This is a genomic window from Streptomyces sp. NPDC037203 (genome assembly GCF_055605065.1).
The window spans coordinates 525,560-550,982 of the sequence record NZ_JBVJUC010000002.1 but is presented as its reverse complement, the minus strand read 5'-3'; the positions used below and the strand labels follow the sequence as shown (position 1 = coordinate 550,982).

Annotated in this window: 18 protein-coding genes and 3 tRNA genes; 9 read left to right on the top strand and 12 right to left on the bottom strand. The window is 71.6% G+C overall.

Annotated elements, in window-relative coordinates:
* Positions 1-169 precede the first annotated feature (169 nt).
* Positions 170-853, top strand: a complete 684-nt coding sequence (locus tag ACZ7EC_RS06925) for an ANTAR domain-containing response regulator (protein WP_471058930.1) — start codon at positions 170-172, stop codon at positions 851-853.
* A 458-nt stretch (positions 854-1,311) separates the two neighbouring features.
* Here ACZ7EC_RS06925 and ACZ7EC_RS06920 read toward each other — a convergent pair.
* From ACZ7EC_RS06920 to ACZ7EC_RS06910, 3 genes are all read right to left on the bottom strand, one after another.
* Positions 1,312-1,388 (bottom strand) — tRNA-Ile (locus ACZ7EC_RS06920).
* Positions 1,389-1,564: 176 nt separating this feature from the next.
* Positions 1,565-1,637 (bottom strand) — tRNA-Asn (locus tag ACZ7EC_RS06915).
* Between the two features lie 6 nt (positions 1,638-1,643).
* Positions 1,644-1,716, bottom strand: a tRNA-Asn gene (locus ACZ7EC_RS06910).
* A 158-nt stretch (positions 1,717-1,874) separates the two neighbouring features.
* On the opposite strand from ACZ7EC_RS06910, the gene ACZ7EC_RS06905 reads away from it, so the two are divergent.
* From ACZ7EC_RS06905 to ACZ7EC_RS06890, 4 genes are all read left to right on the top strand, one after another.
* A complete protein-coding gene (locus ACZ7EC_RS06905; protein WP_471058928.1) occupies positions 1,875-2,180 on the top strand; it encodes a YtxH domain-containing protein in 306 nt (101 codons plus the stop codon).
* A gap of 29 nt (positions 2,181-2,209) precedes the next feature.
* Positions 2,210-3,658, top strand: a complete 1,449-nt coding sequence (locus tag ACZ7EC_RS06900) for a xylulokinase (protein ID WP_471058926.1) — start codon at positions 2,210-2,212, stop codon at positions 3,656-3,658.
* A gap of 192 nt (positions 3,659-3,850) precedes the next feature.
* Positions 3,851-5,584, top strand: a complete 1,734-nt coding sequence (locus ACZ7EC_RS06895) for an ABC transporter ATP-binding protein (RefSeq protein WP_471058924.1) — start codon at positions 3,851-3,853, stop codon at positions 5,582-5,584.
* The gene (locus tag ACZ7EC_RS06890) at positions 5,584-7,512 is read left to right on the top strand and encodes an ABC transporter ATP-binding protein (RefSeq protein ID WP_471058922.1); all 1,929 of its coding nucleotides are present in this window, start codon (positions 5,584-5,586) and stop codon (positions 7,510-7,512) included. Before ACZ7EC_RS06895 ends, ACZ7EC_RS06890 begins: the two co-directional genes overlap by 1 nt.
* Before the next feature lie 35 nt (positions 7,513-7,547).
* Here the strand turns inward: ACZ7EC_RS06890 and ACZ7EC_RS06885 are convergent, their stop codons facing one another.
* The 4 genes from ACZ7EC_RS06885 to ACZ7EC_RS06870 all read right to left on the bottom strand — a co-directional run bounded on the left by ACZ7EC_RS06885 (position 7,548) and on the right by ACZ7EC_RS06870 (position 13,441).
* On the bottom strand, positions 7,548-8,624 hold the full coding sequence (locus ACZ7EC_RS06885; RefSeq protein WP_471058920.1) for an RNA polymerase sigma factor: 1,077 nt from the start codon (positions 8,622-8,624) through the stop codon (positions 7,548-7,550).
* A gap of 105 nt (positions 8,625-8,729) precedes the next feature.
* Entirely contained in the window at positions 8,730-10,637 is a 1,908-nt protein-coding gene (gene dnaG / locus ACZ7EC_RS06880) for a DNA primase (protein ID WP_471058918.1), read from the bottom strand.
* A 144-nt stretch (positions 10,638-10,781) separates the two neighbouring features.
* Positions 10,782-12,047 carry an NAD(P)/FAD-dependent oxidoreductase gene (locus ACZ7EC_RS06875; protein WP_471058916.1) on the bottom strand — a complete coding sequence of 422 codons (1,266 nt, stop codon included), beginning with the start codon at positions 12,045-12,047 and terminating at the stop codon, positions 10,782-10,784.
* Positions 12,048-12,151: 104 nt separating this feature from the next.
* Positions 12,152-13,441: a deoxyguanosinetriphosphate triphosphohydrolase gene (locus ACZ7EC_RS06870; RefSeq protein ID WP_471058914.1), complete on the bottom strand. Its 1,290-nt coding sequence runs from the start codon at positions 13,439-13,441 to the stop codon at positions 12,152-12,154.
* Between the two features lie 205 nt (positions 13,442-13,646).
* Here ACZ7EC_RS06870 and ACZ7EC_RS06865 point away from each other — a divergent pair, with 205 nt between their 5' ends.
* The 4 genes from ACZ7EC_RS06865 to ACZ7EC_RS06850 all read left to right on the top strand — a co-directional run bounded on the left by ACZ7EC_RS06865 (position 13,647) and on the right by ACZ7EC_RS06850 (position 17,670).
* A complete protein-coding gene (locus ACZ7EC_RS06865; protein WP_471058912.1) occupies positions 13,647-14,384 on the top strand; it encodes a SanA/YdcF family protein in 738 nt (245 codons plus the stop codon).
* 2 nt (positions 14,385-14,386) lie between these two features.
* Positions 14,387-15,859 carry a membrane-associated oxidoreductase gene (locus ACZ7EC_RS06860; RefSeq protein ID WP_471058911.1) on the top strand — a complete coding sequence of 491 codons (1,473 nt, stop codon included), beginning with the start codon at positions 14,387-14,389 and terminating at the stop codon, positions 15,857-15,859.
* A 372-nt stretch (positions 15,860-16,231) separates the two neighbouring features.
* Positions 16,232-16,780, top strand: coding sequence for a hypothetical protein (locus ACZ7EC_RS06855; RefSeq protein ID WP_471058909.1), 549 nt, complete (start codon positions 16,232-16,234; stop codon positions 16,778-16,780).
* A gap of 212 nt (positions 16,781-16,992) precedes the next feature.
* A complete protein-coding gene (locus ACZ7EC_RS06850; protein WP_471058907.1) occupies positions 16,993-17,670 on the top strand; it encodes a class F sortase in 678 nt (225 codons plus the stop codon).
* A 40-nt stretch (positions 17,671-17,710) separates the two neighbouring features.
* Here ACZ7EC_RS06850 and ACZ7EC_RS06845 read toward each other — a convergent pair whose 3' ends face one another.
* The 5 genes from ACZ7EC_RS06845 to ACZ7EC_RS06825 form a co-directional block, all read right to left on the bottom strand.
* Entirely contained in the window at positions 17,711-18,544 is an 834-nt protein-coding gene (locus ACZ7EC_RS06845) for a carbohydrate ABC transporter permease (protein ID WP_471059751.1), read from the bottom strand.
* 15 nt (positions 18,545-18,559) lie between these two features.
* The gene (locus tag ACZ7EC_RS06840; protein ID WP_471058905.1) at positions 18,560-19,459 is read right to left on the bottom strand and encodes a carbohydrate ABC transporter permease; all 900 of its coding nucleotides are present in this window, start codon (positions 19,457-19,459) and stop codon (positions 18,560-18,562) included.
* On the bottom strand, positions 19,456-20,712 hold the full coding sequence (locus ACZ7EC_RS06835) for an ABC transporter substrate-binding protein (protein WP_471058903.1): 1,257 nt from the start codon (positions 20,710-20,712) through the stop codon (positions 19,456-19,458). Before ACZ7EC_RS06835 ends, ACZ7EC_RS06840 begins: the two co-directional genes overlap by 4 nt.
* 243 nt (positions 20,713-20,955) lie before the next feature.
* Positions 20,956-23,676 carry a pyruvate, phosphate dikinase gene (gene ppdK / locus ACZ7EC_RS06830; RefSeq protein ID WP_471058901.1) on the bottom strand — a complete coding sequence of 907 codons (2,721 nt, stop codon included), beginning with the start codon at positions 23,674-23,676 and terminating at the stop codon, positions 20,956-20,958.
* A 396-nt stretch (positions 23,677-24,072) separates the two neighbouring features.
* Entirely contained in the window at positions 24,073-25,302 is a 1,230-nt protein-coding gene (locus ACZ7EC_RS06825; RefSeq protein WP_471058899.1) for an ROK family protein, read from the bottom strand.
* Between the last annotated feature and the right edge of the window lie 121 nt (positions 25,303-25,423).

Genomic DNA, 25,423 nt, shown 5'->3' with positions numbered 1-25,423 from the left:
GCAGCGGGGTGCGCGGGGGGCTCACCGCTCACGAGACACCTCGCTTCCCGGCGACACGGACCACGCCCGCGCGCTGTTCCGGCCGCTGTTTCGACCACAGGGGGTGTAGGCGCCCGCACGCAGGGCAGGCGAGCGCGTGGCGCCCTTGGGACCGAGCGGGAGGGGAGACATGACCTCAGCGGGACTCGCAGCTCACACCGTGGGACTGGCCGCGCTGGTGATCGACACCTGCCAGGAGGGCCGCCGCGCCCTGCTGACGGCCCGCGGCGAACTGGTCCACGGCGGCACCGGCACCCTCGGCGACACGCTGGCCGCCCTGCCGCCGGACATCACCGCGGTCGAACTGGACCTGGCCGGGGTGTCGTTCCTGGACACGACGGGCCTGGCCTGTCTCGACCTGCTGAGCGAGTACGGCCGGCGGCACGGCGTACGGGTCACCACCCGCGGTTGGCGGGGCCAGCCGCGGCGCGTCCTGGAACTGGTCGGCCTGGACACGCGGGACCCGCTGCGCACCCGTGCGACCGCCGCGCCGGACCCCTCGGTCCGCACCGCCTCCGCGGTCGCCCGCGAACGCGCCGAGCAACTCGACCTGCTGCGCCTGGAGATAGCCCAGCTCCGGCACGCCCTGGATTCCCGCCCGGTGATCGACCAGGCCCGCGGCGTCCTGATGGCGGCCCACGGCTGCACACCGGACCAGGCCTGGGAGATCCTGCGCGAGGCCTCCCAGCACTCCAACACCAAGCTCCACCACGTCGCCGCCGCCATCACCGCGAGCGCGGCACCGGACGGCCCGCCCCCACCGGAACCCCTGCGCCGCGCCCTGCGCACGGCGGCGGCCCACCACGCCCCTTGAGGCGCGGGCGACTTCAGTACGGCAGCACGCGCCCCGACGGCGTCCTGCGATCGATCTCCTGCTCCCGCGGCGCGATGGGCCGCCGGCTGACACGTACCCGGATCCGACGGTCCATGACGCCTCCCTCTGCCTACATCGGTAGGGGGTCCGTGCCCACGGGAGAGCGACTTCAAGCCCCGCGACCGCCACGGATCCACGCGGCGACCTCCGTGCGCCGTACGGGACTTACCCGCGCTCGCCGAACGGATCGACCGCGATCGACTCCTGGACACCGAGCAACCGGCACTCACCGGTCACACCGTGCACGGAGACCTGGCAAGGCCCGTAGCAGAAGTACTTCTCTTCCCTGATGGCGACATACTGCGGACTGGAGTTGGCAGCCCGCCAACCCACCCGCACCCCAAAGGGGGCAGCCGGGGGGTCGCTCCTGAGAGGTCAGGTGGCGATCGATTCTGCTCTGGTGGGGCGGGTGGGACTCGAACCCACGGCCGACGGATTATGAGTCCGCTGCTCTAACCGGCTGAGCTACCGCCCCATAGCGGCGTGTCGCGTACAAGTGTGCGCGCCGTCTGCCGCAGCATAGCCGCTCATACGATCTCCTGCTTCGGATGGTCGGCTTCCGCGCTGCTCACGACCTTGAGGACATCGGTGCAGGCGCGACGGTTCCCGCGGACATGAAAAAGGACCCCTGAGGGGCCCTCGTTCAGCGTGCTCCCCCGACTGGACTCGAACCAGTAACCTGCCGGTTAACAGCCGGCTGCTCTGCCAATTGAGCTACGGAGGACCGAAGCTCCCCCGACTGGACTCGAACCAGTAACCTGCCGGTTAACAGCCGGCTGCTCTGCCAATTGAGCTACGGAGGATCGCCTCGATTGCATCGAACGCCCCTCCCTGGGTATTCGCCGGGGGGCGGTCGCTCGCTGCGACACATACATTAGCGCAAGCAGGGGGGTGCTCCGCCAATCGGTACCCTCGGGCACCGCGTCGCACCACAGACCTACGCACGGGAAGGGTGGCAGCCATGCGCTACCGGCTCACGTTCATCGCCGGAGTGGCCCTCGGTTACGTACTCGGCACACGGGCCGGACGCGAGCGCTACGAGCAGATCAAGAAGTCCGCTCGTCAGTTCGCCCAGAACCCGGCCGTCCGCAACACCGCCGAAACCGCCGCCCAACAGGGCCGCGCGTACGCCGGCAAGGCCGTCCACACCGTCTCCGACAAGGTCGGCGACCATGTGCCGTCGTCCGTGGCCCAGCGGGTGCGCTCGCTGCGGGACCGCGCCTCGGGCGGCTCCGCGGGCGACGACTGGGGCACCAGCAACACCTAGCGCCTCGCGCATACGGCAATATTCTCCGCATGGGGATAGTCGCCGGTCTGGACAGCTCACCTGATTTCACCCGCATCGTGGTCTGCGACACGGACACCGGTGCCGTGCTCAGGCAGGGGTACGCCCCCCATCCGGTCGATGCGCCGGAGGGGACCCGCCCGAGCGACGTGGACCCCCAGGCCTGGCTGCTCTCCCTCGGGGAGGCCGCCGGCGGGGGTCTGCTGGAGGGCGTCCAGGCCATCGGCGTCTCCGCCCAGCAGCACGCGCTGATCCCCCTGGACGCCCAGGGCAACACCGTGCGCCCGGCCCTCGTCGGCGGTGACCGGCGCGCGCAGGCCGCCGCCGCCGACCTCGTGGACGCCCTCGGCTCCCGCGAGGCGTGGGCGCAGGCCGTCGGCTGTGTGCCGGGGGCCGCGCAGCCGGTCACCAAGCTGCGCTGGCTCGCCCGGAGCGAACCCGAGAACGCCCAGCGCACCGCCGCCCTGCTCCAGGCCCACGACTGGCTGGTCTGGCAGTTGCTCGGCCGCCCGGCCCGGCGCACCACCGACCGCGGCGGGGCCTCCGGCACCGGGTACTGGTCCGCGGCCACCGGCACCTACCGCCCCGACCTGGTCGACCTGGCGCTCGGCCACCAGGCGATGCTGCCGGAGGTGATCGGCCCCGCCGAGGCGGCCGGCACGACCCCGGAGGGGCTGCTGATCTCGGCCGGGACCGGGGAGACCATGGCGGCCGCGTTCGGGCTCGGGATCGGGCTCGGGGACGCGGTGGTGTCCCTCGGCGCCTCCGGCTCGGTGATGGCCGTGCACCCGCAGGCGCTGGCCGACCAGTCAGGGATGATCACCTCGCTCGCCGACGCCACCGGCATGCACCTGCCCGTCGTCACCACCCTGAACGCCGTGCGCACCCTGCGCGGCACCGCCGAACTCCTCGGCCTGCCCGACCTGGGCGCCCTCTCCGAGCTGGCGATGAAGTCCACACCGGGCGCCCACGGCCTCGTCCTCCTCCCCTACCTGGAGGGCGAGCGCACCCCGAACCTGCCGCACGCGGCGGGCACCCTGACCGGGCTGCGGCGCGAGTCGATGAAGCCGGAGCATCTGGCGCGGGCCGCGTTCGAGGGCATGCTGTGCGGGCTCGCCGACGCGCTGGACGTGCTGCGCGGGCGGGGCGTGGAGGTGCGCCGGATCTTCCTGCTCGGTCCGGCCGCCGAGCTGCCCGCCGTGCAGGCCGCGGCGCCCTCGCTGTTCGGCGCGCAGGTCGTCGTACCGCAGCCCGCGGACTACACGGCGATCGGCGCGGCCCGGCAGGCGGCCTGGGCGCTCGGGGTCTCGCAGGGCACGCTGGACCCGCGCACCCCGCCGGCCTGGCAGGGCGCGGCGGCGCAGATCCTGGAGCCGGGCGAGGAACTGGCCGCCGGGCAGGCGGTGCGGCAGCAGTTCACGGCGGTACGGGAGCAGACCCACCCGGCCGCGTTCCACTAGGCGGCACGAATCCAGGGACGCGCAGCAAGAGGAACAGAACGCCTCAAACCACCCCGTAACAACCAGCACCCATAAGGCCCTACGCGAATCCGCTGTCGGGTTAATCAGTTGAGGTAACGCGGGTGGAGTGTCGGACGATAGGGGCCAAGGGCAGACCGACCTGCCCCTGCCGCCCACTCCGAGAGACGTAGCGTGCTCATACGACTTCTACGGACCTATCTCAGGCCCTACAAGAAACCCATAACCCTTCAGGTCCTGCTCCAGTTCCTGCAGACCTGCGCCACCCTGTACCTGCCCACCCTGAACGCCCACATCATCGACAACGGCGTCGTGAAGGGGGACACGGGTTACATCCTGTCCTTCGGCGCCCTGATGATCGGCATCTCGCTGGTGCAGGTCGTGTGCAACATCGGCGCCGTCTACCTGGGCGCCCGTACCGCCTCGGCGCTCGGCCGGGACGTGCGCGGTGCCGTCTTCGACCGGGTGCAGTCCTTCTCCGCCCGTGAGGTGGGTCACTTCGGCGCGCCCTCGCTCATCACGCGGACGACGAACGACGTCCAGCAGATCCAGATGCTGGTCCTGATGACGTTCACGCTGATGGTGTCGGCGCCCATCATGTGCGTCGGCGGCATCGTGCTGGCGCTCGGCCTGGACGTGCCGCTGTCCGGGGTGCTGATCGCGGTCGTGCCGGTGCTGGCCGTCTGCGTGACCCTGATCGTGCGCAAGCTGCGGCCGCTGTTCCGCACCATGCAGACCCGCGTGGACAGGGTGAACCGGGTGCTGCGCGAGCAGATCACCGGCAACCGGGTCATCCGCGCCTTCGTCCGCGACGAGTACGAGCAGGACCGCTTCGGCCGGGTCAACGGCGAGCTGACCGAGATGCAGCTGGCCACCGGGCGGCTGCTGTCGCTGATGTTCCCGATGGTGATGACCGTGGTGAACGTGTCCTCCATCGCGGTGGTGTGGTTCGGCGCGCACCGCATCGACAGCGGCGGGATGCAGATCGGCGACCTGACGGCGTTCCTCGCCTATCTGATGCAGATCGTGATGTCCGTGATGATGGCCACCTTCATGTTCATGATGGTGCCGCGCGCCGAGGTGTGCGCCGAGCGCGTCCAGGAGGTCCTGGAGACGGACTCCAGCGTGGTGCCGCCGCTCGCGCCGGTCACCGAGCTGCGCCGGCACGGGCATCTGGAGATCCGCGCGGCCGGCTTCCGCTATCCGGGGGCCGAGGAGCCGGTGCTGCGCGCGGTCCGGCTGGAGGCCAGGCCCGGCGAGACCACGGCCGTGATCGGGTCCACCGGCAGCGGCAAGTCGACCCTGCTCGGGCTGGTCCCGCGGCTGTTCGACGCCACCGAGGGCGAGGTCCTGGTGAACGGCGTGGACGTCCGCGAGGTCGATCCGGCACTGCTGGCACGGACGGTCGGACTCGTGCCGCAGAAGCCGTACCTCTTCGCGGGCACCGTCGCCACGAATCTGCGCTACGGCAATCCGGACGCCACCGACGAGGAGCTGTGGCACGCGCTGGAGGTGGCGCAGGCCAAGGAGTTCGTGAGCAGGCTGGAGGGCGGCCTGGACGCGCCGATCGCCCAGGGCGGCACCAATGTGTCGGGCGGTCAGCGCCAGCGGCTCGCGATCGCGCGCACCCTCGTGCAGCGACCGGAGATCTACCTGTTCGACGACTCCTTCTCCGCGCTCGACTACGCCACCGACGCGGCCCTGCGCGCGGCGCTGGCCGAGGAGACCGCCGAGGCGACCGTCGTCATCGTCGCCCAGCGGGTGGCGACCATCCGGGACGCCGACCGGATCATCGTCCTCGACGAAGGCCGGGTGGTCGGCTCCGGCCGGCACCAGGAGCTGATGGCGGGCAACGACACCTACCGGGAGATCGTGCTCTCCCAGCTGACGGAAGCGGAGGCCGCCTGATGTCCGGGCCCATGGGACGCATGATGGCCGGGGGCGGCCCCGACCAGCGGTCGATGGACTTCAAGGGATCGGGCAAACGCCTGATCGCCCAGTTCAAGCCCGAACGGCTCACCGTGTACGGCCTGCTGGTCTGCGTGGTGGTCAGCGTGGCCCTCAACGTGATCGGCCCGAAGATCCTCGGCCGCGCCACCGACCTGGTCTTCTCCGGCATCATCGGCCGGCAGATGCCCGCCGGGGCCACCAAGGCGCAGGTGCTGGAGCAGATGCGGGCGCACGGCAAGGGCGCCATCGCGGACATGCTCCAGAGCACCGACTTCACGCCGGGCAAGGGCATCGACTTCGGCGCGGTCGGTGACGTACTGCTGCTCGCGCTGGCCACCTTCTTGGTCGCCGGGCTGCTGATGGCCGTGGCGACGCGGCTGGTCAACCGGTCGGTGAACCGCACGATGTACCGGCTGCGCGAGTCCGTGCAGGCGAAGCTGTCGCGGCTGCCGCTGTCGTACTTCGACCAGCGCCAGCGCGGTGAGGTGCTCTCGCGGGCGACCAACGACATCGACAACATCGGGCAGACGCTCCAGCAGTCGATGGGCCAGCTGATCAACTCGGTGCTGACCATCGTCGGTGTGCTGGCGATGATGTTCTGGGTCTCCTGGATCCTCGCGCTGGTCGCGCTGGTCACGGTGCCGCTGTCGTTCTTCGTGGCCACGCGGGTCGGCAAGCGTTCGCAGCCGCACTTCGTGCAGCAGTGGCGCTCCACGGGCAAGCTCAACGCCCACGTGGAGGAGATGTACACCGGGCACACGCTGGTGAAGGTGTTCGGGCGGCAGCAGGAGTCGGCGCAGCAGTTCGCCGAGCAGAACGAGGCGCTGTACGAGGCCGCGTTCAAGGCGCAGTTCAACAGCGGCGTGATGCAGCCGCTGATGATGTTCGTGTCGAACCTGAACTATGTGCTGGTCGCGGTGGTCGGCGGGCTGCGGGTCGCGTCCGGCGCCCTGTCCATCGGCGACGTGCAGGCGTTCATCCAGTACTCGCGGCAGTTCTCCATGCCGCTGACGCAGGTGGCCTCCATGGCGAACCTGGTGCAGTCCGGTGTGGCCTCGGCCGAGCGGGTCTTCGAACTCCTGGACGCGGAGGAGCAGGAGGCGGACCCGGTGCCGGGCGAGCGCCCCGCGGAGCTGCGCGGGCGGGTGCGGCTGGAGCATGTGTCCTTCCGGTACGAGCCGGAGAAGCCGCTGATCGAGGACCTCTCGCTCACGGTGGAGCCCGGCCACACGGTGGCCATCGTCGGCCCCACGGGCGCGGGCAAGACCACGCTGGTCAACCTGCTGATGCGGTTCTACGACGTCTCCGGCGGCCAGATCACCCTGGACGGGGTGGACGTGCGCAAGATGACCCGCGACGAGCTGCGCTCCGGGATCGGCATGGTGCTCCAGGACACCTGGCTGTTCGGCGGCACCATCGCGGAGAACATCGCGTACGGCGCCTCGCGGGAGGTCACGCGGGGTGAGATCGAGGAGGCCGCGCGGGCCGCGCACGCCGACCGGTTCATCCGGACGCTGCCCGAGGGCTACGACACCGTGATCGACGACGAGGGCACGGGGGTGAGCGCCGGTGAGAAGCAGCTCATCACCATCGCGCGGGCGTTCCTGTCCGACCCGGTGATCCTGGTGCTGGACGAGGCGACGAGTTCCGTGGACACGCGGACCGAGGTGCTGATCCAGAAGGGCATGGCGAAACTCGCCGCCGGGCGTACGTCGTTCGTGATCGCGCACCGGTTGTCGACCATCCGGGACGCGGACACGATCCTCGTCATGGAGAACGGCTCCATCGTCGAACAGGGCGCGCACGCCGAGCTGTTGGCGGCGGACGGAGCGTACGCCCGGCTGTACAAGGCGCAGTTCGCGCAGGCGGTGGCGGAGGTCGACTAGACGGGCCGGGGGCCGCCCGCGGGTGGCCCCCGTGCTCAGTCGAGGTAGCCCCGCAACTGGTCCGCGTACGCGTGGTCCCTGAGCTTGTTGAGGGTCTTGGACTCGATCTGGCGTATCCGCTCGCGGGTGACGCCGAAGAGGCGGCCGATCTCCTCCAGGGTGCGGGGGCGGCCGTCGAGGAGGCCGTAGCGCAGCTGTACGACCTTGCGCTCGCGCTCGCCCAGCGTGGACAGCACGGCGTCCAGGTGCTGCTTGAGCAGCAGAAACGCGGCGGACTCCACGGGGCTCGCGGCGTCGCCGTCCTCGATGAGGTCGCCGAGCGCCACGTCGTCCTCCTCGCCGACGGGGGCGTGCAGCGAGACGGGTTCCTGGGCGAGCCGCAGCACCTCGCCGACCCGCTCGGGCGGGAGGTCGAGATGGGCGGCGACCTCCTCGGGCGTCGGCTCGTACCCCCGCTCCTGGAGCATGCGGCGCTGCACGCGTACGACCCGGTTGATCAGCTCCACGACATGGACCGGGACGCGGATGGTGCGGGCCTGGTCGGCGAGGGCGCGGGACATGGCCTGGCGGATCCACCAGGTGGCGTACGTGGAGAACTTGTAGCCGCGCGCGTAGTCGAACTTCTCCACGGCGCGGATCAGCCCGAGGTTGCCCTCCTGCACCAGGTCGAGCATGGTGAGGCCGCGTCCGACGTACCGCTTGGCGACGGAGACGACGAGCCGCAGGTTGGCCTCGATCAGCCTGCGCTTGGCCACTCTCCCCATGACCACGAGACGGTCCAGGTCGTGCGCCAGGTCTCCGTCCAGGTCCGGGGTGTTGCCGAGCTTCTCCTCGGCGAACAGCCCGGCCTCCACCCGGCGGGCGAGCTCGACCTCCTCGGCGGCGGTGAGCAGCGGGATGCGGCCGATCTCGCGCAGGTACTGCCGGAACAGGTCGGCGGACGGCCCGCCGGTCTCCGGGTGCCGCGCGGCACTCCCCTGGGGTGGCACCGCCACGAGAACGTCCGGCTCCGCGTCCGGCTCGTCCGCGACGGCACCGGTACCGCTGGGGGCAGGGGTGAGGGTCTGGGTCTGCACGAGGGCGACCTCCAGGATGTACGCCGGACTCGGCACCCCCCACAGTGTGGGGGAAGACACATCGCCGCCACGAGGGGTGTGCGGTGACTTTTTGCGTCCGGTTCGTGACCCGCTGCTGACGGCGGCCCGCCGGGGGCGGCTCTAGAGCGCCGCCGCGCCCCGTTCCCGCAGGGATTGGTCGTACTGCTGGAGGATCCACATCTCGTTCTGGACGGCGGCCAGTTGGCTCGGGTCGCCGCCGGTGGACAGGCGGGTCATCTGGAACTCGATGTCGCGGATGCGGCGTTCGACCGCGCGGCGGCGGATCTGGACCAGCACGGTGCCGGCGTAGGTCTCGTCCACGGTGCGGCGCAGGATCGGTTCGACGGCCAACTCGGTGACCATGGCGCGCACGGTGTCGTCCGGCGCCGCCTCGCGGACCCGGACCAGGTACTCCTGCGGGTCGCTCACCCCGAACTCCGCGCCGCCCGCCTCCGCGATGGTCTGGCGTACCGCGGCGTACGGCGGCGCGGTGAACTCGTCCACCCCGTACGCGTCGAAGGCCGGGGAGACCAACTCGGGCCGCTGGAGGGCGAGTTTGAGCAGCTCGCGTTCGGCGGCGTACACCGGGTTGCGCAGGGTGAGGGCGGGGCCGGAGTTCGCGCCGCGCGGAGCCGCCGCCCACTGCTGCTCACCGCCGCGCGGGCGTTCCTGCTGCGGGCCCCGGCCGCCCCGGTCCCGCGCCCAGCGGGCCAGCTGGGCCACCCGGCGCACCACGAACTGCGTGTCCAGGATGCCGAGCAGACCGGCGAGTTCGACCGCGACCTCGTGCTGCGCGCCGCTGTTCTTGATGCGGGCCACGATCGGCGCGGCCTCGTCCAGGGCGGCGGCGCGGCCCCCCGAGGTGTCCAGGTCGTACCGGCCGACGATCTGCCGCAGCGCGAACTCGAACAGCGGGGTGCGGGGTTCGGTCAGGTCGACGACCGCGTCGTCCCCCTTGGCGAGCCGCAGCTCACAGGGGTCCATGCCGTCCGGGGCGATGGCGATGTACGTCTCGGCGGCGAACTTCTGGTCGTCCTCGAACGCCCGCAGCGCCGCCTTCTGCCCGGCCGCGTCGCCGTCGAAGGTGAAGATCACCCGTGCCGAACCGTTGTCCATGAGCAGCCGGCGCAGGATCTTGATGTGCTCGCCGCCGAAGGCCGTGCCGCAGGTCGCGATGGCCGTCTTCACCCCGGCGAGATGGCAGGCCATGACGTCGGTGTAGCCCTCGACCACGACCGCCCGGCTGGACTTCGCGATCTCCTTCTTCGCCAGGTCGATGCCGTACAGGACCTGGGACTTCTTGTAGATCGCGGTCTCGGGGGTGTTGAGGTACTTGGGGCCGTTGTCGGACTCGTACAGCTTGCGCGCGCCGAAGCCGACGACCTCGCCGCCGATGTCCCGGATCGGCCACATCAGCCGGCCCCGGAAGCGGTCGATGGGCCCGCGCCGGCCCTCCTGGGAGAGCCCGGAGAGGACCAGCTCCTTGTCGCTGAAGCCCTTGCCGCGCAGATAGCGGGTGAGGTGGTCCCAGCCCTGGGGGCTGTAGCCGACGCCGAAGTGCAGCGCCGCGTCCTGGTCGAAGCCGCGCTCGGCGAGGAAGACCCGGCCGGTCTCCGCCTCGGGGCTGTTCGCCAGCTGCTCGGCGTACCACTGCGCGGCGAGCTTGTGCGCCTCGACCAGCCGGATGCGTTCGCCGCGCTGGTGGGCCGGGTTGTACCCGCCCTCCTCGTACCGCAGCGTGATCCCGGCCTGCCCGGCGAGCCGTTCCACCGCCTCCGAGAAGGAGAGGTGGTCCACCTTCATCACGAAGGTGATGGTGTCGCCGCCCTCCTGGCAGCCGAAGCAGTGGAAGAGGCCCTTGGCGGGGCTGACCTGGAAGGACGGCGACTTCTCGTCATGGAACGGGCACAGGCCCTTGAGGTTCCCGCCGCCCGCGTTGCGCAGCTGGAGGTACTCGGAGACCACGGCGTCGATCGGGACCGCGTCCCGTACCGCCTTCACGTCCTCGTCGTTGATCCGTCCTGCCACGCGTGAATTCTACGGTGGCGGACGGACACGGCAGGGGCACGTGGGGCGCACCGGGGGCGCGGGCGATCGCGCGACGGGTCGGTAGGGCACCCCGGCCCCGCGCCGGCGGCCCGCGGCGGCCCGCCTGCGGACGCGTCACCCGCCTCAGCCGGCCAGCCGCTCCAACGGCACGCGCGGATCGGCCAGCGCTTCCGTGTCCACCCGCGACCGGGACCGGATCAGCCGCTGGATGTGTTCCGTGACGTTCCACACATTCACGTTCATCCCCGCGAGCACCCGCCCCTCGCGCACCCAGAACGCGATGAACTCCCGCCTGCCCATGTCACCGCGGATGACCACCTGGTCGTACGACCCCGGCGGTGCCCACCCGCTGTACTCCATCCCCAGGTCGTACTGGTCGGTGAAGAAGTACGGCACCCGGTCGTACACCGCGTCCTGCCCGAGCATCGAGCGCGCCGCGGCCGGGCCCCCGTTGAGCGCGTTGGCCCAGTGCTCGACCCGGACGCGGGTGCCGAACAGCTCCAGCGGGAACGCGGCCACGTCACCGGCGGCGTAGATGTCGGGGTCGGACGTCCGCAGCCGCTCGTCCACCACGATCCCGCCGCCGTGCGCCCGGTCGGCGATCTCCAGGCCCGCCGCCTCGGCGAGCGCCACCCGCGGCACCGCGCCGATCGCCGCGAGGACGTCGTGCGCCGGGTGCTCCTCGCCGTCGTCGGTGCGCACCGCGAGGACCATGCCGTCCTGGCCGATGATCTCGGTGAGCCGGCGCCCGAAGTGGAAGCGCACGCCGTGCGCGCTGTGCAGCTGGGCGAAGACATTGCCCAGCTCGGGTCCGAGCACGGCGGCCAGCGGGGTCGGCTCCGGCTCGATCACGGTGACCTCCGCGCCGTACTCGCGCGCCGCCGCCGCGACCTCCAGGCCGATCCACCCGGCGCCGGCGATCACCAGGTGCCCGTTGTCCCGGCCGAGGGCGGCCAGCACGCCCTTGAGCCGCTCGGCGTGTGCGAGCCGGCGCAGATGGTGGACGCCCGCGAGGCCGGTGCCGGGGATGTCCAGGCGGCGGGGTTCGGCGCCGGTGACGAGCAGCAGCTTGTCGTAGCGGACGAGGGTGCCGTCGTCGCCGTAGCGCACGGTCTTGGCCGGGCGGTCGATGTGGTCGACGGTCTGGCCGAGGTGCAGCTCGATGTCGTTGCGCGCGTACCAGGCGGGCTCGTGCACGAAGACGCTGTCGCGCTCGGCCTTGCCGAGCAGGAAGCCCTTGGAGAGCGGGGGTCGCTCGTACGGGTGGTCGCGTTCGTCGCAGATCAGTATCACCCTGCCGGTGAAGCCCTCCGCGCGGAGCGTCTCCGCCGCCTTCGCGCCGGCGAGGCCGCCTCCGACGATGACGAATGTCTGATCCGCGTCGACCACTTGTCTGCCTCCTCGTAAGGGTGCCGCCACCCGCGAGCGTCCCGCACACGGGGGGCCGCGGGAAGGGGGAGTGACCCGATCAGGCCACGGGTGTCACGTTCCTCTCACATGTGCCCGGTCAGTCTCGCGTGCAGCGAGAGCGCGGAGGCGTCGGTGAGGGATGCGATCTGGTCGACGATCACCCGCTTGCGCGCGTGGTCGTCGGATGCCCCGTCGAACAGGGTCCGAAACTGCGGATCCAGGCCGTCCGGCGCGCGGACGGTGAGCGCCTCGGCCAGCTCCGCCACGATCACCCGCTGATCGGCCCGCAGCCGCTCCTGCTCGGCGCGCTGCATCACATACCGGTCGGCGACCGCCTTGAGCACCGCGCACTCCATCCGGGTCTCGCGGGGTACGACGAGACGCGCCTCGTAGCGGGTGAGCCGGCCGCTTCCGTAGGCGGCGCGGGTGGCGGTCTCGGCGGCCAGGCAGAACCGCCCGATGAGCTGGCTGGTGGCGTCCTTCAGGCGGGCCTGGGCGACCGCGGTGCCGTCGTAGCCGTGCGGCCACCACTCGGCGTCCTGCAGGCGGTCGAGGGCGGCGGCGAGTTCGGCCGGATCGGTGCCGGCGGGGACGTAGCGGCCGACGGCCACCTCGAACACGGCCTGCCGTTCGGGCTCGGCGTGCAGGCAGTTGGGGTCGATGTGGCCGGCGTGCAGGCCGTCCTCGACGTCGTGCACCGAGTAGGCCACGTCGTCGGACCAGTCCATGACCTGGGCCTCGAAGCAGGTGCGGGCGCCGGGGGCGCCGGCCCTGACCCAGTCGAACACCGGGCGGTCGTCCTCGTACACGCCGAACTTGCCCGAGGCGGGGTCGGTGGGGTGGGCGCCGCGCGGCCAGGGGTACTTGGTGGCGGCGTCGAGGGCGGCGCGGGTGAGGTTGAGGCCGACGGAGCCCTTCCCGGTGAACCGCTTGGGCTCGATGCGGGTGAGCAGCCGCAGGGACTGGGCGTTGCCCTCGAAGCCGCCGCAGTCGTCCGCGAACGCGTTGAGCGCCTGTTCGCCGTTGTGCCCGAAGGGCGGATGGCCCAGGTCGTGGGAGAGGCAGGCGGCCTCCACCAGGTCCGGGTCGCAGCCGAGGGCCGCGCCCAGTTCCCGGCCGACCTGGGCGCACTCCAGGGAGTGGGTGAGCCGGGTGCGGGGGCTGGCGTCCCAGACCTGGCTGTGGCTGCCCGGCGTGACGACCTGTGTCTTGCCGGCGAGGCGGCGCAGCGCGGCGGAGTGCAGGACGCGGGCGCGGTCGCGCTGGAAGGCGGTGCGGCCGGGGCGTTTGTCGGGCTCGGGCGCGAAGCGCTCCAGGTCCGCGGGGCCGTAGGGGTCGGGGCCGCAGGGGACGGGGGGTGCGCTGCCTTCCATGATTCGACAGTAGACGCACGCGGTGACGATCGGGGGTGCCGGGTGGCCCAGTCGTATGGCGGAGCGGGAATCCGGCCGTCCCGGCGGGCGGGAGAACCGCACAGGGAGGCGAACCGGGCGCGTGCCGGTGGCGTCCTCCTTGCGGGGCCGGATCACCGGTGCCGGACCGGGGCCGGGCAAGGGGCTTCGTACCGAGGGGGACCGCATGAGGATCGGACGACCGCGGCTGCCGCGCACCCGCACGGGGCAGCGGCGCCTGGTGCAGGCCGTGATGGCGGTGTGCGTGCTGGCGCTGCTGCCGGGGGCATGGCTGTTCACGTCCACGGCGGACCGGCTGCGCACGGTCGCGGACGCGCCGCCCGCGCCGGTCGCGGTGGTGTTCGGGGCCGGTTTGTGGAACGGGGCGCCGTCGCCGTACCTCGCGCGCCGTCTGGACGCGACGGCGGCGCTGTACCGCGCGGGCCGGGTCAGGGCCGTCCTGGTCACCGGCGACAACAGCCGCGAGGACTACGACGAGCCGGACGCCATGCGCACCTACCTGATCCGGCACGGCGTGCCGGGCGGCAGGATCGTGCGGGACTACGCCGGGTTCGACACCTGGGACTCCTGCGTCCGGGCCAGGAGGATCTTCGGCGTGGACCGGGCGCTGCTGGTCAGCCAGGGCTTCCACATCCGGCGGGCGGTCGCGCTGTGCGAGGCGGCGGGCGTCGACTCGTACGGCGTCGGGGTCGACGAACCGCACGACGTCACCTGGTACTACGGCGGCACGCGCGAGCTGTTCGCGGCGGGCAAGGCGGCGCTGGACGCGGTCTTCCACCCGGACCCGACGTTCCTGGGCCCGCGTGACCACGGGGTCGCGAACGCGCTTGCCCGGACGGGGAGTCGGGGCCGCCGAACGGAGACCCGGAGTCCGGGCGGCAGCGCAGCGCGCGGGGACGGCTGAGCATGGACGCCACCGAACTGACGCCCGCCGAACGCCGGATCCTGGCCGCCTTCCCGCTCGGCGAGGGGGTCGACTTCCGGGAGGGCGAGGACGACGACCCCGCGCGCGGTGCCGACTGGGGGCCCGAACGCACCGTACGGGCGGAGTTCCTGCGGGAGTTGCTGCTGGCCGGGCCGGTGCGGGAGGGCCGTACGGCCGGGCTGAAGATACGCGGCGCGCGGATCACCGGGATGCTGGACCTGAAGTACGGCACGGTCGCGCACGCCGTCCGGCTGCGCCACTGCCACTTCGAGCAGGCGCCCGACCTGTACGGGGCGCGGATCGTCGTCCTCGCCCTGAGCGACTCGGTACTGCCGGGGCTGACGGCGGGCGCGCTGCGCTCCGAGGGGGTCGTACGGCTCACCTGCTGCCGTTTTTCCGGTCCGGTACGGCTCCAGGGCGCCAGGCTGGCCGGGGCGCTGTTCGTCAACGGGGCGCGGTTCGGGACGCCGGACGAGGAGCCCGAGGAGCCCGTGCTCCAGCTCAACCACGCCGAGGTGGCCACGGACGTATGGGCCCGGCGGCTGGTGGCGCACGGCGAGGTACGGCTGAACGGGGCCGTCGTCGGCGGTCAGGTGCGCCTGGACGACGCGGTGCTCGACACGCCGGGCGGCACCGCGCTGCACGCCGAGGTCCTGGCCGTCGGCACCGACGTGCACGCGATGCGGCTGCGCGCACGGGGCCGGGTGAATCTGGGCGGCGCCCGCATCCCCCGCCAACTCAACCTCGCCTATGCCCGGTTGTCGAACCCCGGCGGCCACGCCCTGCGCGCCAGCAGCGGCGTCATCGGCGAGCTGTGGCTCCGGGAGGCCGCGCCGATCGAGGGCACCGTCAATCTGCGCCGCGCCCAGCTGGACCTGCTGCACGTGCCGCCGGAGGTCTGGCCCGAGCAGGTCCAGCTCGACGGTCTCGCCTACCGGGTGCTGGCTCCGCACCTGCCCGCGGGACAGCGCCTGCCGCTGCTGGAGCGCGAACCGGACGGCGGCTATCTCCCCCAGCCCTACGAGCAGTTGACCGCCGCCTACCGGGCGGTGGGCGACGACGCGGCCGCCCGCACCGTCCAGCTGGCCAAGCTCCGCCGCCACCGCCGCACCCTGCCGGGGTACGCCCGCCTGTGGGGCTACCTCCAGGACGCCGCCGTCGGCTACGGCTTCCGCCCGATGCGCGCCGCGTTCTGGCTGCTGCTGCTCCTGTGCACGGGCACCCTCGTCTTCGCCCTGCACCATCCGCCCGCCCTCAAGCCGGCCGAGGCCCCCGCCTTCAACCCGCTGTTCTACACCCTGGACCTGCTCCTGCCGATCATCGACTTCGGCCAGGAAGGCGCGTACGCCCCGCGCGGCGGCTTCCAGTGGCTGTCGTACATGCTGATCGCCCTGGGCTGGGTGCTGGCGACGACGATCGCGGCGGGCGTCACCCGCTCGCTGAACCGGCAGTAGCCGAGGGGGAGTTCACGGCGGCGGTACGCACCGGCGAGGCACCCGCCCCGCCCCGGCTCCGGGGGAAGCGGCTCCGGAGGAAGCGGCCCCGCGTTCCGCGGCCCGGCCGCCGGCACGGGCTCGGATGACGCCCCGTCACCCGTTCCGCGACCCCCGTCGCTCCATTCGTGTGTTCTTCGTACTTTCTTCTCGTGCTCCCCGGCACACCGCCCCTGACCTGCCCCGACTCCCCCACGCCTCAGCCGTATGGCCGCCGGGCCGGCCACCCGTTCACCGCAGTCCGGGCGATCTCTCGGCAAGCGGATCACGGCGCGAGCCCTTTACCTCGGAAGGGCAGGGGACACACCAGTCGGACAAGCTCTGGGGAGCACCATGCGACGTACCGCCCGTCTGCTGACCGGTACCGCGCTCGCCGTGGGCACGGCGGCGCTCGCCGCCGCGCCCGCCTACGGCGGCGCCACGGCCGCGCGCCCCTTGCGCGCCCCCACCGGCAGCCTGGAGGTGTACCCGTCCACCGCGATCCCCGGCGGACAGGTCACGGTCAACACCGCTGCCTGCGGGGAAAGGGGCGGCGCGACGGGGGACGCGGGCGCGGTCGGCGCCGGCGTCTTCATGCTGGCGCCCACCACGCACCAGGGCGAGTCGATCGGCCAGTTCCAGGTGCCGCCGAGCGCGCAGCCGGGGACGTACGAGATCGTCGCGAAGTGCGCGGAGGGCAGCAGGCAGGTGACGGGCGACCTGGTGGTGGCCCTCGGCGCGGTGCACGAGCAGGTGCAGCCGCGGGGAAGTGTGAAGACGGGGGTCGGCGGCGCGCTCGGTCCCGACCCCGTGCAGACCGCGGCGGGCGTGACGGCGCTGGCCGTCGCCGCCGCGGGCGGTACCTGGCTCCTGCATCGCCGGGCGAGAGGCGACGGGATCTGACGGGCACCCTCCGCTGTCCGTCCGCCGGTACCGCACGTCCCGCCCCCTCCGGGTCCGATGCCCCTCGCGGCCCGGAGGGGGAGGGGGTCCGCCGCCCCCGGCAGGCCCCCGGACCCGCGCCGGACCGCTCCACACCCGGCCCGGTCCGCCCCAGGGGTCCCGTCCGGGGGCTCGTGTCCAGTCGGGGGCTCGCCTCCGGGAGAGGGGTTCACATGCGCAGCACACGCCGTCTCGGCAGCCGTACCCGCGGCACACGCAGGCTCCGCGGGCGCCGGACGCGCCGGCTCGGGGACACCGCGATAGCCGCGGTCACCGCCGTGGCCCTCGCCTCGGGGGTCTGGCTGCTGGGCGGCCAGTCGCACACTCCCCCGCAGCCGGCCGCCGCCGAGGGCCGCCCCGACCCCGGTGAGGAGCGGCTGACCGCGCCCTCCCTGCCGCCGTCCCCGCCGCTGCGCATCCGCATCCCGGCCATCCGCGTGAACGCCCCGCTGATGGGTCTCGCCCTGACCTCCTCCGGCAGCCTGGACGTACCGCCCGCGCAGAACAAGAACCTGGCCGGCTGGTACGAGGCCGGGACCATGCCCGGCGAGACGGGGACCGCGATCGTCGCCGGGCACGTGGACAACACGGAGGGCCCGGCCGTCTTCTACAACCTGGGTGCCCTCAAGCGGGGCGCCCGGATCGAGGTGGACCGCCGGGACGGCACGGTGGCCGAGTTCACCGTGGACGCCGTCGAGGTCTACGCCGCCAGCGCCTTTCCCGACCAGAAGGTCTACGGCGCCGCCCGCCGCCCGGAGCTGCGCGTGATCACCTGCGGCGGCGGCTACTCGAAGACCACCGGCTACCAGGGCAACGTGGTCGTCTTCGCCCATCTGACCGGCAGCCGCTGAGCCGCCGTCGCCGCTCCGTTTCCGGCCGACGCCGGATCGCTCAGTCGATGCCGGACCGCTCCACCCCCGCCACGATCCACCGCTGGAAGCACAGGAACACCACCAGCAGCGGCAGGATCGAGACGGCCGCCGCGACGAACAGCTCGTGCAGGCGCACCACCTGGGCGGTGGTGAAGGAGGACAGCGCCACCTGGACCGTCCAGGCACTCTGGTCCTGCCCGATCACCAGCGGCCACAGGAAGGAGTTCCAGGCGCCGAGGAAGACGATGGTGCCGACCGCCGCGAACACCGGGCGCGCGTTGGGCACGACCACCAGCCAGTACGTCCGCCAGTAGCCGAGCCCGTCGACCTGGGCCGCGTCCTCCAGCTCCCGCGGGAACCCCAGGAAGTACTGCCGGAAGACGAAGCAGGCGAACGCCGAGAACAGGGTCGGGACGATGAGTCCGCGCAGCGTGGAGACCCAGCCGAGGGAGGACACCAGCACGAAGGTCGGTACGAAAGTGACGGCGGCCGGGACCAGCAGGGTGCCGAGGATGCCGTAGAACACCTTGTTCGCGTGCCGGTAGGGGATGCGGGCGAGGCCGTACCCGGCGAGGGAGGCGAGCAGCAGGGTGCCGAGGGTGGTGGCGGCGGCGATCAGGGCGGAGTTGAGCAGCGAGCGGGCGAACGGCACGGAGGGGTCGTCGAACAGCTCCCGTACGTTCCCCCACCTCAACTCGCCCGGAAAGAAGGTCCATTCGGGCGAGGTGATGTCCCGCTCGCTGGACAGCCCGTTGCGCACCAGCAGGTAGAAGGGGATGAGGAAGACCAGCGCGAGCGCCACGAGCAGCACGGCCCGCAGCGCCCGCCCGGCCCTCACCAGGGCATCGTCCATCGGTCTCATTCCGCCTCACTCCTCCTCGTTTTGCCCGAGCCCGAGCCAGCGCGCCTGCCCGACCGTGACGATCGCGATGATCAGCGCGAGGATCACCGCGCCCGCGCTGCCGAGCCCCAGGTTCTGCCCCTGGCCGAGGGCGGTGTAGTAGAGGTACACGAGCGGCGGACGGGCGTACGGCGGGTAACCCCGCGCGTCCGACAGCAGGTTGTAGAACTCGTCGAAGGCCTGGAAGGCGTTGATGACGAGCAGCAGCACCACCGCGACCGAGGTGGCGCGCAGTTGCGGCAGGGTGACGTGGCGCAGCACCGTCCAGCCGGGCCGGGCCCCGTCCACGGCGGCGGCCTCGTAGAGCACCGGGTCGATGCGCTGGAGCCCGGCGAGGAACAGGATCATGTAGAACCCGGCCTGGAGCCACAGCCGTACGGTCACGATGACCAGCCAGTACCAGGGCGGATGAGTGGTCGACAGCCAGGCCACCGGGTCGGTGCCGAACCAGCCGAGCACGGTGTTGGCGAGGCCGAAGCGCACCCCGTTGAAGATCGACATCTTCCAGATCAGGGCGGCCACGACATAACTGCACGCGGCCGGCAGGAAGAAGACCGACCGGAAGAACGCCCGCGCCCGCCGCACCCGGTTGACCATCAGCGCGAGGGCCAGGGAGAGGGCGAAGGTGACGGGCACGATGAAGGCGGTGAACACCAGGAAGGTGCGCAGGCTGCCGGTGAACGCGCCGTCCTTCAGCATGGCCGTGTAGTTGTCCAGGCCGACGAAGTGGGTGGGTGTCACGGTGTTGTGCGCGTCGAAGAAGCTCAGGCCGACGCTCCACAGCAGCGGGATGTACGTGAACAGCGCGAGCCCGGCCGCGAAGGGCCCGACGAACACCCAGAACCACAGGGCCCGCCGGTGCCTCACGACGTGTGCTGGACGCGGTCGAGTTCTGCGGACACCTTCCGTACGACGCCCCGCAGTTCGCTCTCCGGGTTCGCCCCGTCCTTGATGATCCGGCTGAGCGCGTCCTGGTAGGCGGTCTGGGAGGCGGGGGTCCACAGCAGCGGCTGGGCGTACCCGTGGTCGGTGGCGAACCGTACGGCGTCGGCGGCGGCGCCCGTCCTCAGCTCGGCGGCCTTCTTCGCGAGCGAGATCCGCGCCGGGATGTGGAACCCGTACCCGAGCGCGAAGTCCTCCTGGTAGTCGGCCCGTTCCACCCAGAGCCACTTCACATAGTCCTCGGCCGCCGCCTTGTGCCGGCTCCGCGCGCTGACGGCGGCCCCGTACGCTCCCACGGGAACGGTCGGCCTGCCTTGGCCTCCGTCCTTCGGGAACGGCAACACCCCGAAGTCGTCGCCGAGTTCCTTCCGCACCTGCGGCAGCGCCCACAGTCCGGACCACTGCATCGCGGTGAGCCCCTGGAGAAAGGCCGAGGGGTCGGACCAGTCGGTGGGCGCGCCGAGGAGCAGCGACTTGGCGGCGTACAGCTCCCTCAGCTTCCCGAGCGTCCGGGCCGCCACGGGATCGTCGAAGCCGACCTTCCCGTCCTCCGTGACCAGCCGGAGCCCCGCGGCGTACAGGGGGGTGCCGCCGAGCACCCCGGCGCCGCCGTCATTGCCGAGAAACAGCCCCTTGACCTTGCTGCTGGTCAACGTGCGGGCAGCATCCACGAGTTCGTCGAGCGACTGCGGAGGCCGCACGCCCGCGTCCCGCAGCATGCTCTTGCGGTAGTAGAGCATCTGCATGTCGATGGTCTGCGGAATGCCGTAGACCTTCCCCTGGTACGTCTTCGGCGCCAGCACCGCCGGGTTGAAGTCGTCCTTGACCCCGTCCAGCAGCGCGGTGAGATCCACGACCTGCCCGCCCTGGATCTGGTCGAGTGTGGGCCCGTTGACCTCGAACACATCGGGTCCGGAATCGGTGAGCAGGGCCGCGGCCGTCTGCTGATCGTAATTTCCGGGCCGCCACTCCACCGTGACGTGCGCCTTGGTGTACGCGGCCGCGTACCGCTTCACCGCCTGCTCGGTCCCGGCCTCGCCGTACTGGTGATACCACTGCGCCAACTGCACCCCACCGGAACCCCCGCCACCGCGCCCGGTATTGGACCCGCAGGCACCCAACACACCCACCCCGACCCCGGCACCCGCACCCAGCAGCGCCCTACGGCTGATCGTCATCCACTCCCCCTGACGTCGTCCTCAACGCACGGCCCAACGATCAACCATGCGGCGCGATTACGAAAGGGGTGTTGCGGCGGTGTGTCACTGCGCAGGGACGGCGGGTGAGGGTGGCCCCCGCCAGGTAAGCCGAGAGGCGGCACCCCCGCACAGGATGCCGCCTCCTTCGTGCGCCGGGGCCGTCGTCGATCGGTTGAGGGTCGGGGACCGACGACGGACCCGGAGTGCGTGGACCCGCAGGGGTCAGCGGTGGTCGCTGCCCGTGGACTGGGTGGCCGCGCGGCCCGCTTCGAGGCGGGCGACCGGGATGCGGAACGGGGAGCAGGAGACGTAGTCGAGGCCGGCCTCGTGGAAGAAGTGGACCGACTCGGGGTCGCCGCCGTGCTCACCGCAGACGCCGAGCTTGAGGTCGGGGCGGGTGCGCCGGCCGGCCTCCGCGGCGGCCTTCACCAGGGAGCCCACACCGTCCTTGTCGATCGTCTCGAAGGGGGAGACGCCGAAGATGCCCTTCTCCAGGTACGCCGTGAAGAAGGATGCCTCCACGTCGTCCCGGCTGAAGCCCCAGACCGTCTGGGTGAGGTCGTTCGTGCCGAAGGAGAAGAACTCCGCCGCCTCCGCGATCTGACCGGCGGTCAGCGCGGCGCGCGGCAGCTCGATCATCGTGCCGATCGCCAGCTTCAGCTCCGTGCCCGTCGCCGCCTGGACCTCCGCGATGACCTTGTCGGCCTCCTCGCGGACGATCTCCAGCTCCTGGACCGTGCCCACCAACGGGATCATGACCTCGGCGCGCGGGTCGCCCTTCGCCGCCTTGCGCTCCGCCGCCGCCTCGGCGATCGCGCGGACCTGCATCGCGAACAGGCCGGGGATGACGAGGCCGAGGCGCACGCCGCGCAGGCCCAGCATGGGGTTCTGCTCGTGCAGGCGGTGCACGGCCTGGAGCAGGCGCAGGTCGTTCTCGTGCGGCTCCTGCCGGGACTCGGCGAGGGCCACGCGCACGGAGAGTTCCGTGATGTCGGGCAGGAACTCGTGCAGCGGCGGGTCGAGGAGGCGGATGGTGACCGGCAGGCCGTCCATCGCCTCGAACAGCTCGACGAAGTCCTTCTTCTGGAGCGGGAGCAGCTCGGACAGGGCCGCCTCACGCTCCCGCGCGGTGTCCGCGAGGATCAGCTTCTCGACCATCTCGCGCCGCTCGCCGAGGAACATGTGCTCGGTGCGGCACAGGCCGATGCCCTGGGCGCCGAAGCGGCGGGCGCGCAGCGCGTCCTCGGCGTTGTCCGCGTTGGCCCGCACCCGCAGCCGGCGCTTGCGGTCGGCGAAGGCCATCATCCGGTGCACGGCCTCGACCAGCTCGTCCGCGTCGTCCGCGCCCGGATGCATCCGGCCCTCGAAGTACTCCACGACCGGGGACGGGACCACCGGGACCTCGCCCAGGTAGACCTTGCCGGTGGAGCCGTCGATGGAGATGACGTCGCCCTCCTCGACCACCTGGCCGCCGGGGACCGTCATCCGGCGCCGCTTGGTGTCGACCTCCAGCTCCTCCGCCCCGCACACACAGGTCTTGCCCATGCCGCGCGCGACCACGGCCGCGTGGGAGGTCTTGCCGCCGCGCGAGGTCAGGATGCCCTCGGCCGCGATCATGCCGTCCAGGTCGTCGGGGTTGGTCTCCCGGCGGACCAGGATGACCTTCTCCCCCGAGCGCGACCACTTGACGGCGGTGTACGAGTCGAAGACCGCCTTGCCGACCGCGGCGCCCGGCGACGCCGCGATGCCGCGCCCGACCTGCTCGACCTTCGCCTTCTCGTCGAAGCGCGGGAACATCAGCTGGGCCAGCTGGGCGCCGGTGACGCGCTGGAGCGCCTCGGTCTCGTCGATCAGGCCCTGGTCGACCAGCTGGGTGGCGATGCGGAACGCGGCGCCCGCGGTGCGCTTGCCGACGCGGGTCTGGAGCATCCACAGCTGACCGCGCTCGATCGTGAACTCGATGTCGCAGAGGTCCTTGTAGTGGTTCTCCAGGGTCTCCATGATCTGCATCAGCTGGTCGTACGACTTCTTGTCGATCTGCTCCAGCTCCGCCAGCGGGACGGTGTTGCGGATGCCCGCCACCACGTCCTCGCCCTGGGCGTTCTGGAGGTAGTCGCCGTAGACGCCCTGGTGGCCGGAGGCGGGGTCGCGGGTGAAGGCGACGCCGGTGCCGGAGTCGGGACCGAGGTTGCCGAAGACCATCGAGCAGACGTTGACGGCCGTGCCCAGGTCGTGCGGGATGCGCTCCTGGCGGCGGTAGAGCTTGGCGCGGTCGCCGTTCCAGGACTCGAAGACGGCCTTGATGGCGAGGTCCATCTGCTCCCGCGGGTCCTGCGGGAACTCCCGGCCGGCCTCCTTCTTGACGATCTTCTTGAAGGCGGTGACCAGCTTCTTCAGGTCGGCGGCCTCCAGGTCGGTGTCGACCTTGACCTTCTTGGCCTCCTTGGCCTTCTCCAGGGCCTCCTCGAAGAGGTCGCCGTCGACGCCGAGGACGGTCTTGCCGAACATCTGGATGAGGCGGCGGTAGGAGTCCCAGGCGAAGCGCTCGTCGCCGGCCTGCTTGGCCAGGCCCTGGACCGACTTGTCCGACAGCCCGATGTTGAGGACGGTGTCCATCATGCCGGGCATGGAGAACTTGGCGCCCGAGCGCACCGACACCAGCAGCGGGTCGTCCGCCTGGCCGAGCTTCTTGCCCATGCGGGCTTCGAGGGCGTCGAGGTGGGCGCTCACCTCGTCACGCAGTGCCGCCGGCTCCTCGCCGTTCGCCAGGTAGCTCTTGCAGGCCTCCGTGGTGATGGTGAAACCGGGAGGAACCGGAAGTCCGAGGTTGGTCATCTCGGCGAGGTTCGCACCCTTGCCACCGAGGAGGTCTTTGAGGTCCTTGTTTCCCTCGGTGAAGTCGTAAACGAACTTCGCTACGTGGGGTGCTTTGTTTTCCGACACGGGACTCGACTCCTTGAGGCCACGGTGGCTGCCCTGACGGCCAGGAACATACCCAGATCGAAGGCACATGGGTACGTCCACTTGCGGGTCATGTGCATGTAACCACCCGTCCGCCAGCGGATCGAAAGTCAAAGCTTGGCAAGGCGCAGCGCCGTTATGCGTTCACTTCTTGAATGAAAACCAGCCGAAAGAGTGGACTCATCGCTCACTTGAGCGCCTCCCGCCACGATTGAGTTCGATCGATGAACGATCAAGGGGTGGCACCCAGTGCCACCCCTTGGAGAAGTGCAGTCACCCCTTAATCGCTCATATGAGCGCAGTCCTTATCAAGGGTGGCGAGAATCACGCTGTCACAGAGCCCCGGATTTCACCATCCGGACCCGCTCCGGCGCGCCCTCACACCCCCAGCGCCCGCAGCCGCTCCTCCACCCGCTCCGGCGCATACAGGTGTTCCACCACCAGCGCCCCCGCTCCGACGAGCGCGGCCCGTTCCCCCAGCCGGGAGGTGACCACGTCCAGATGGGCCGTGGAGCGCGGCAGCGCCCGCTGGTAGAGCAGCTCCCGGACGCCGGTGAGGAAGGGTGTTCCGGCCAGATCTCCGGCGATCATCAGCACGCCCGGATTGAGCAGCGTGACGACGGTCGCCAGCACGTCCCCGACCCGGCGCCCCGCCTCGCGGGCCAGCGCCGCCGCCTCCGGGTGCCCCGCCGCCAGCAGGTCCCGTACATCCGAACCGGAAGCGGCCGGCACCCCGGAGGCCGCCAGCCGCCGGGCCACGGCACCGCCGCTCGCGACGGCGGCGAGACAGCCGTGTGAACCGCACCGGCACAGCGCGTCCGCGCCCACCCGGATGTGCCCGATGTCGCCCGCGCCGCCGTCGATCCCCCGGTATATGGAGCCGTCGACCACGACGCCCGCGCCTATGCCGGTGGACACCTTCACCAGGACGAACGCCGCGCACTCGGGATGGCCCGCGCGCTGTTCGCCGTACGCCATGAGATTGGCGTCGTTGTCCACCAGGACCGGGACCGGCGGCGCGCCGGTGTGTTCGGTGAGGGCGCGGGAGAGGCGGCCCGTTATGTCGTAGCCGTCCCAGCCGGGCATCATCGGGGGCTGCACCACCCGGCCGGTCGAGGTGTCCACCGGCCCTGGCACCGCGAGTCCGATACCGCACACCTCGGCCGGTCCCGACCCGGCCTTCTCCAGCAACTCGCCGAACCAGCGCCCGAGTTCGCCGAGGACCGGCTCCGGGCCCTCCTCGATCACCAGGGTGCCGGAGTGCTCGGCCAGGATCTCGCCGGTCAGCGAGAGCACGGCGGCGCGCGCGTGCCGGGTGTCGAGGTCGGCGGCGAGGACCACCGCGTGGGAGCCGTCGAACTCCAGGGTGATGGAGGGGCGTCCGCCGAGCGGCGAGTCGACCGGCCCGCCGGCGCCCTCGCGCAGCCAGCCGGCCCGGAACAGCCGGTCCAGGCGCTGGCCGACGGTGGCCCGCGACAGCCCGGTCTCCCGCTGGAGCGCACCCCGTGTCACGGCCCGCCCGCTGCGCACCAGTTCGAGCAGATCCCCGGCGCCTGCCTGACTGCCGTGCCTGGAGTTCATCCCGTTCCTCCCCGGACGTCCGGTCATGCGCACCCCCTTGTGTTTCCCAAGCGTGCATTACATAGTGGGTTTTGCGTGTTAAATAGACGTAACTCTACGGCGGCCGATGCCGAACCCGGTCGGCCGTGCGTCCGGACGTCGTCGTCTT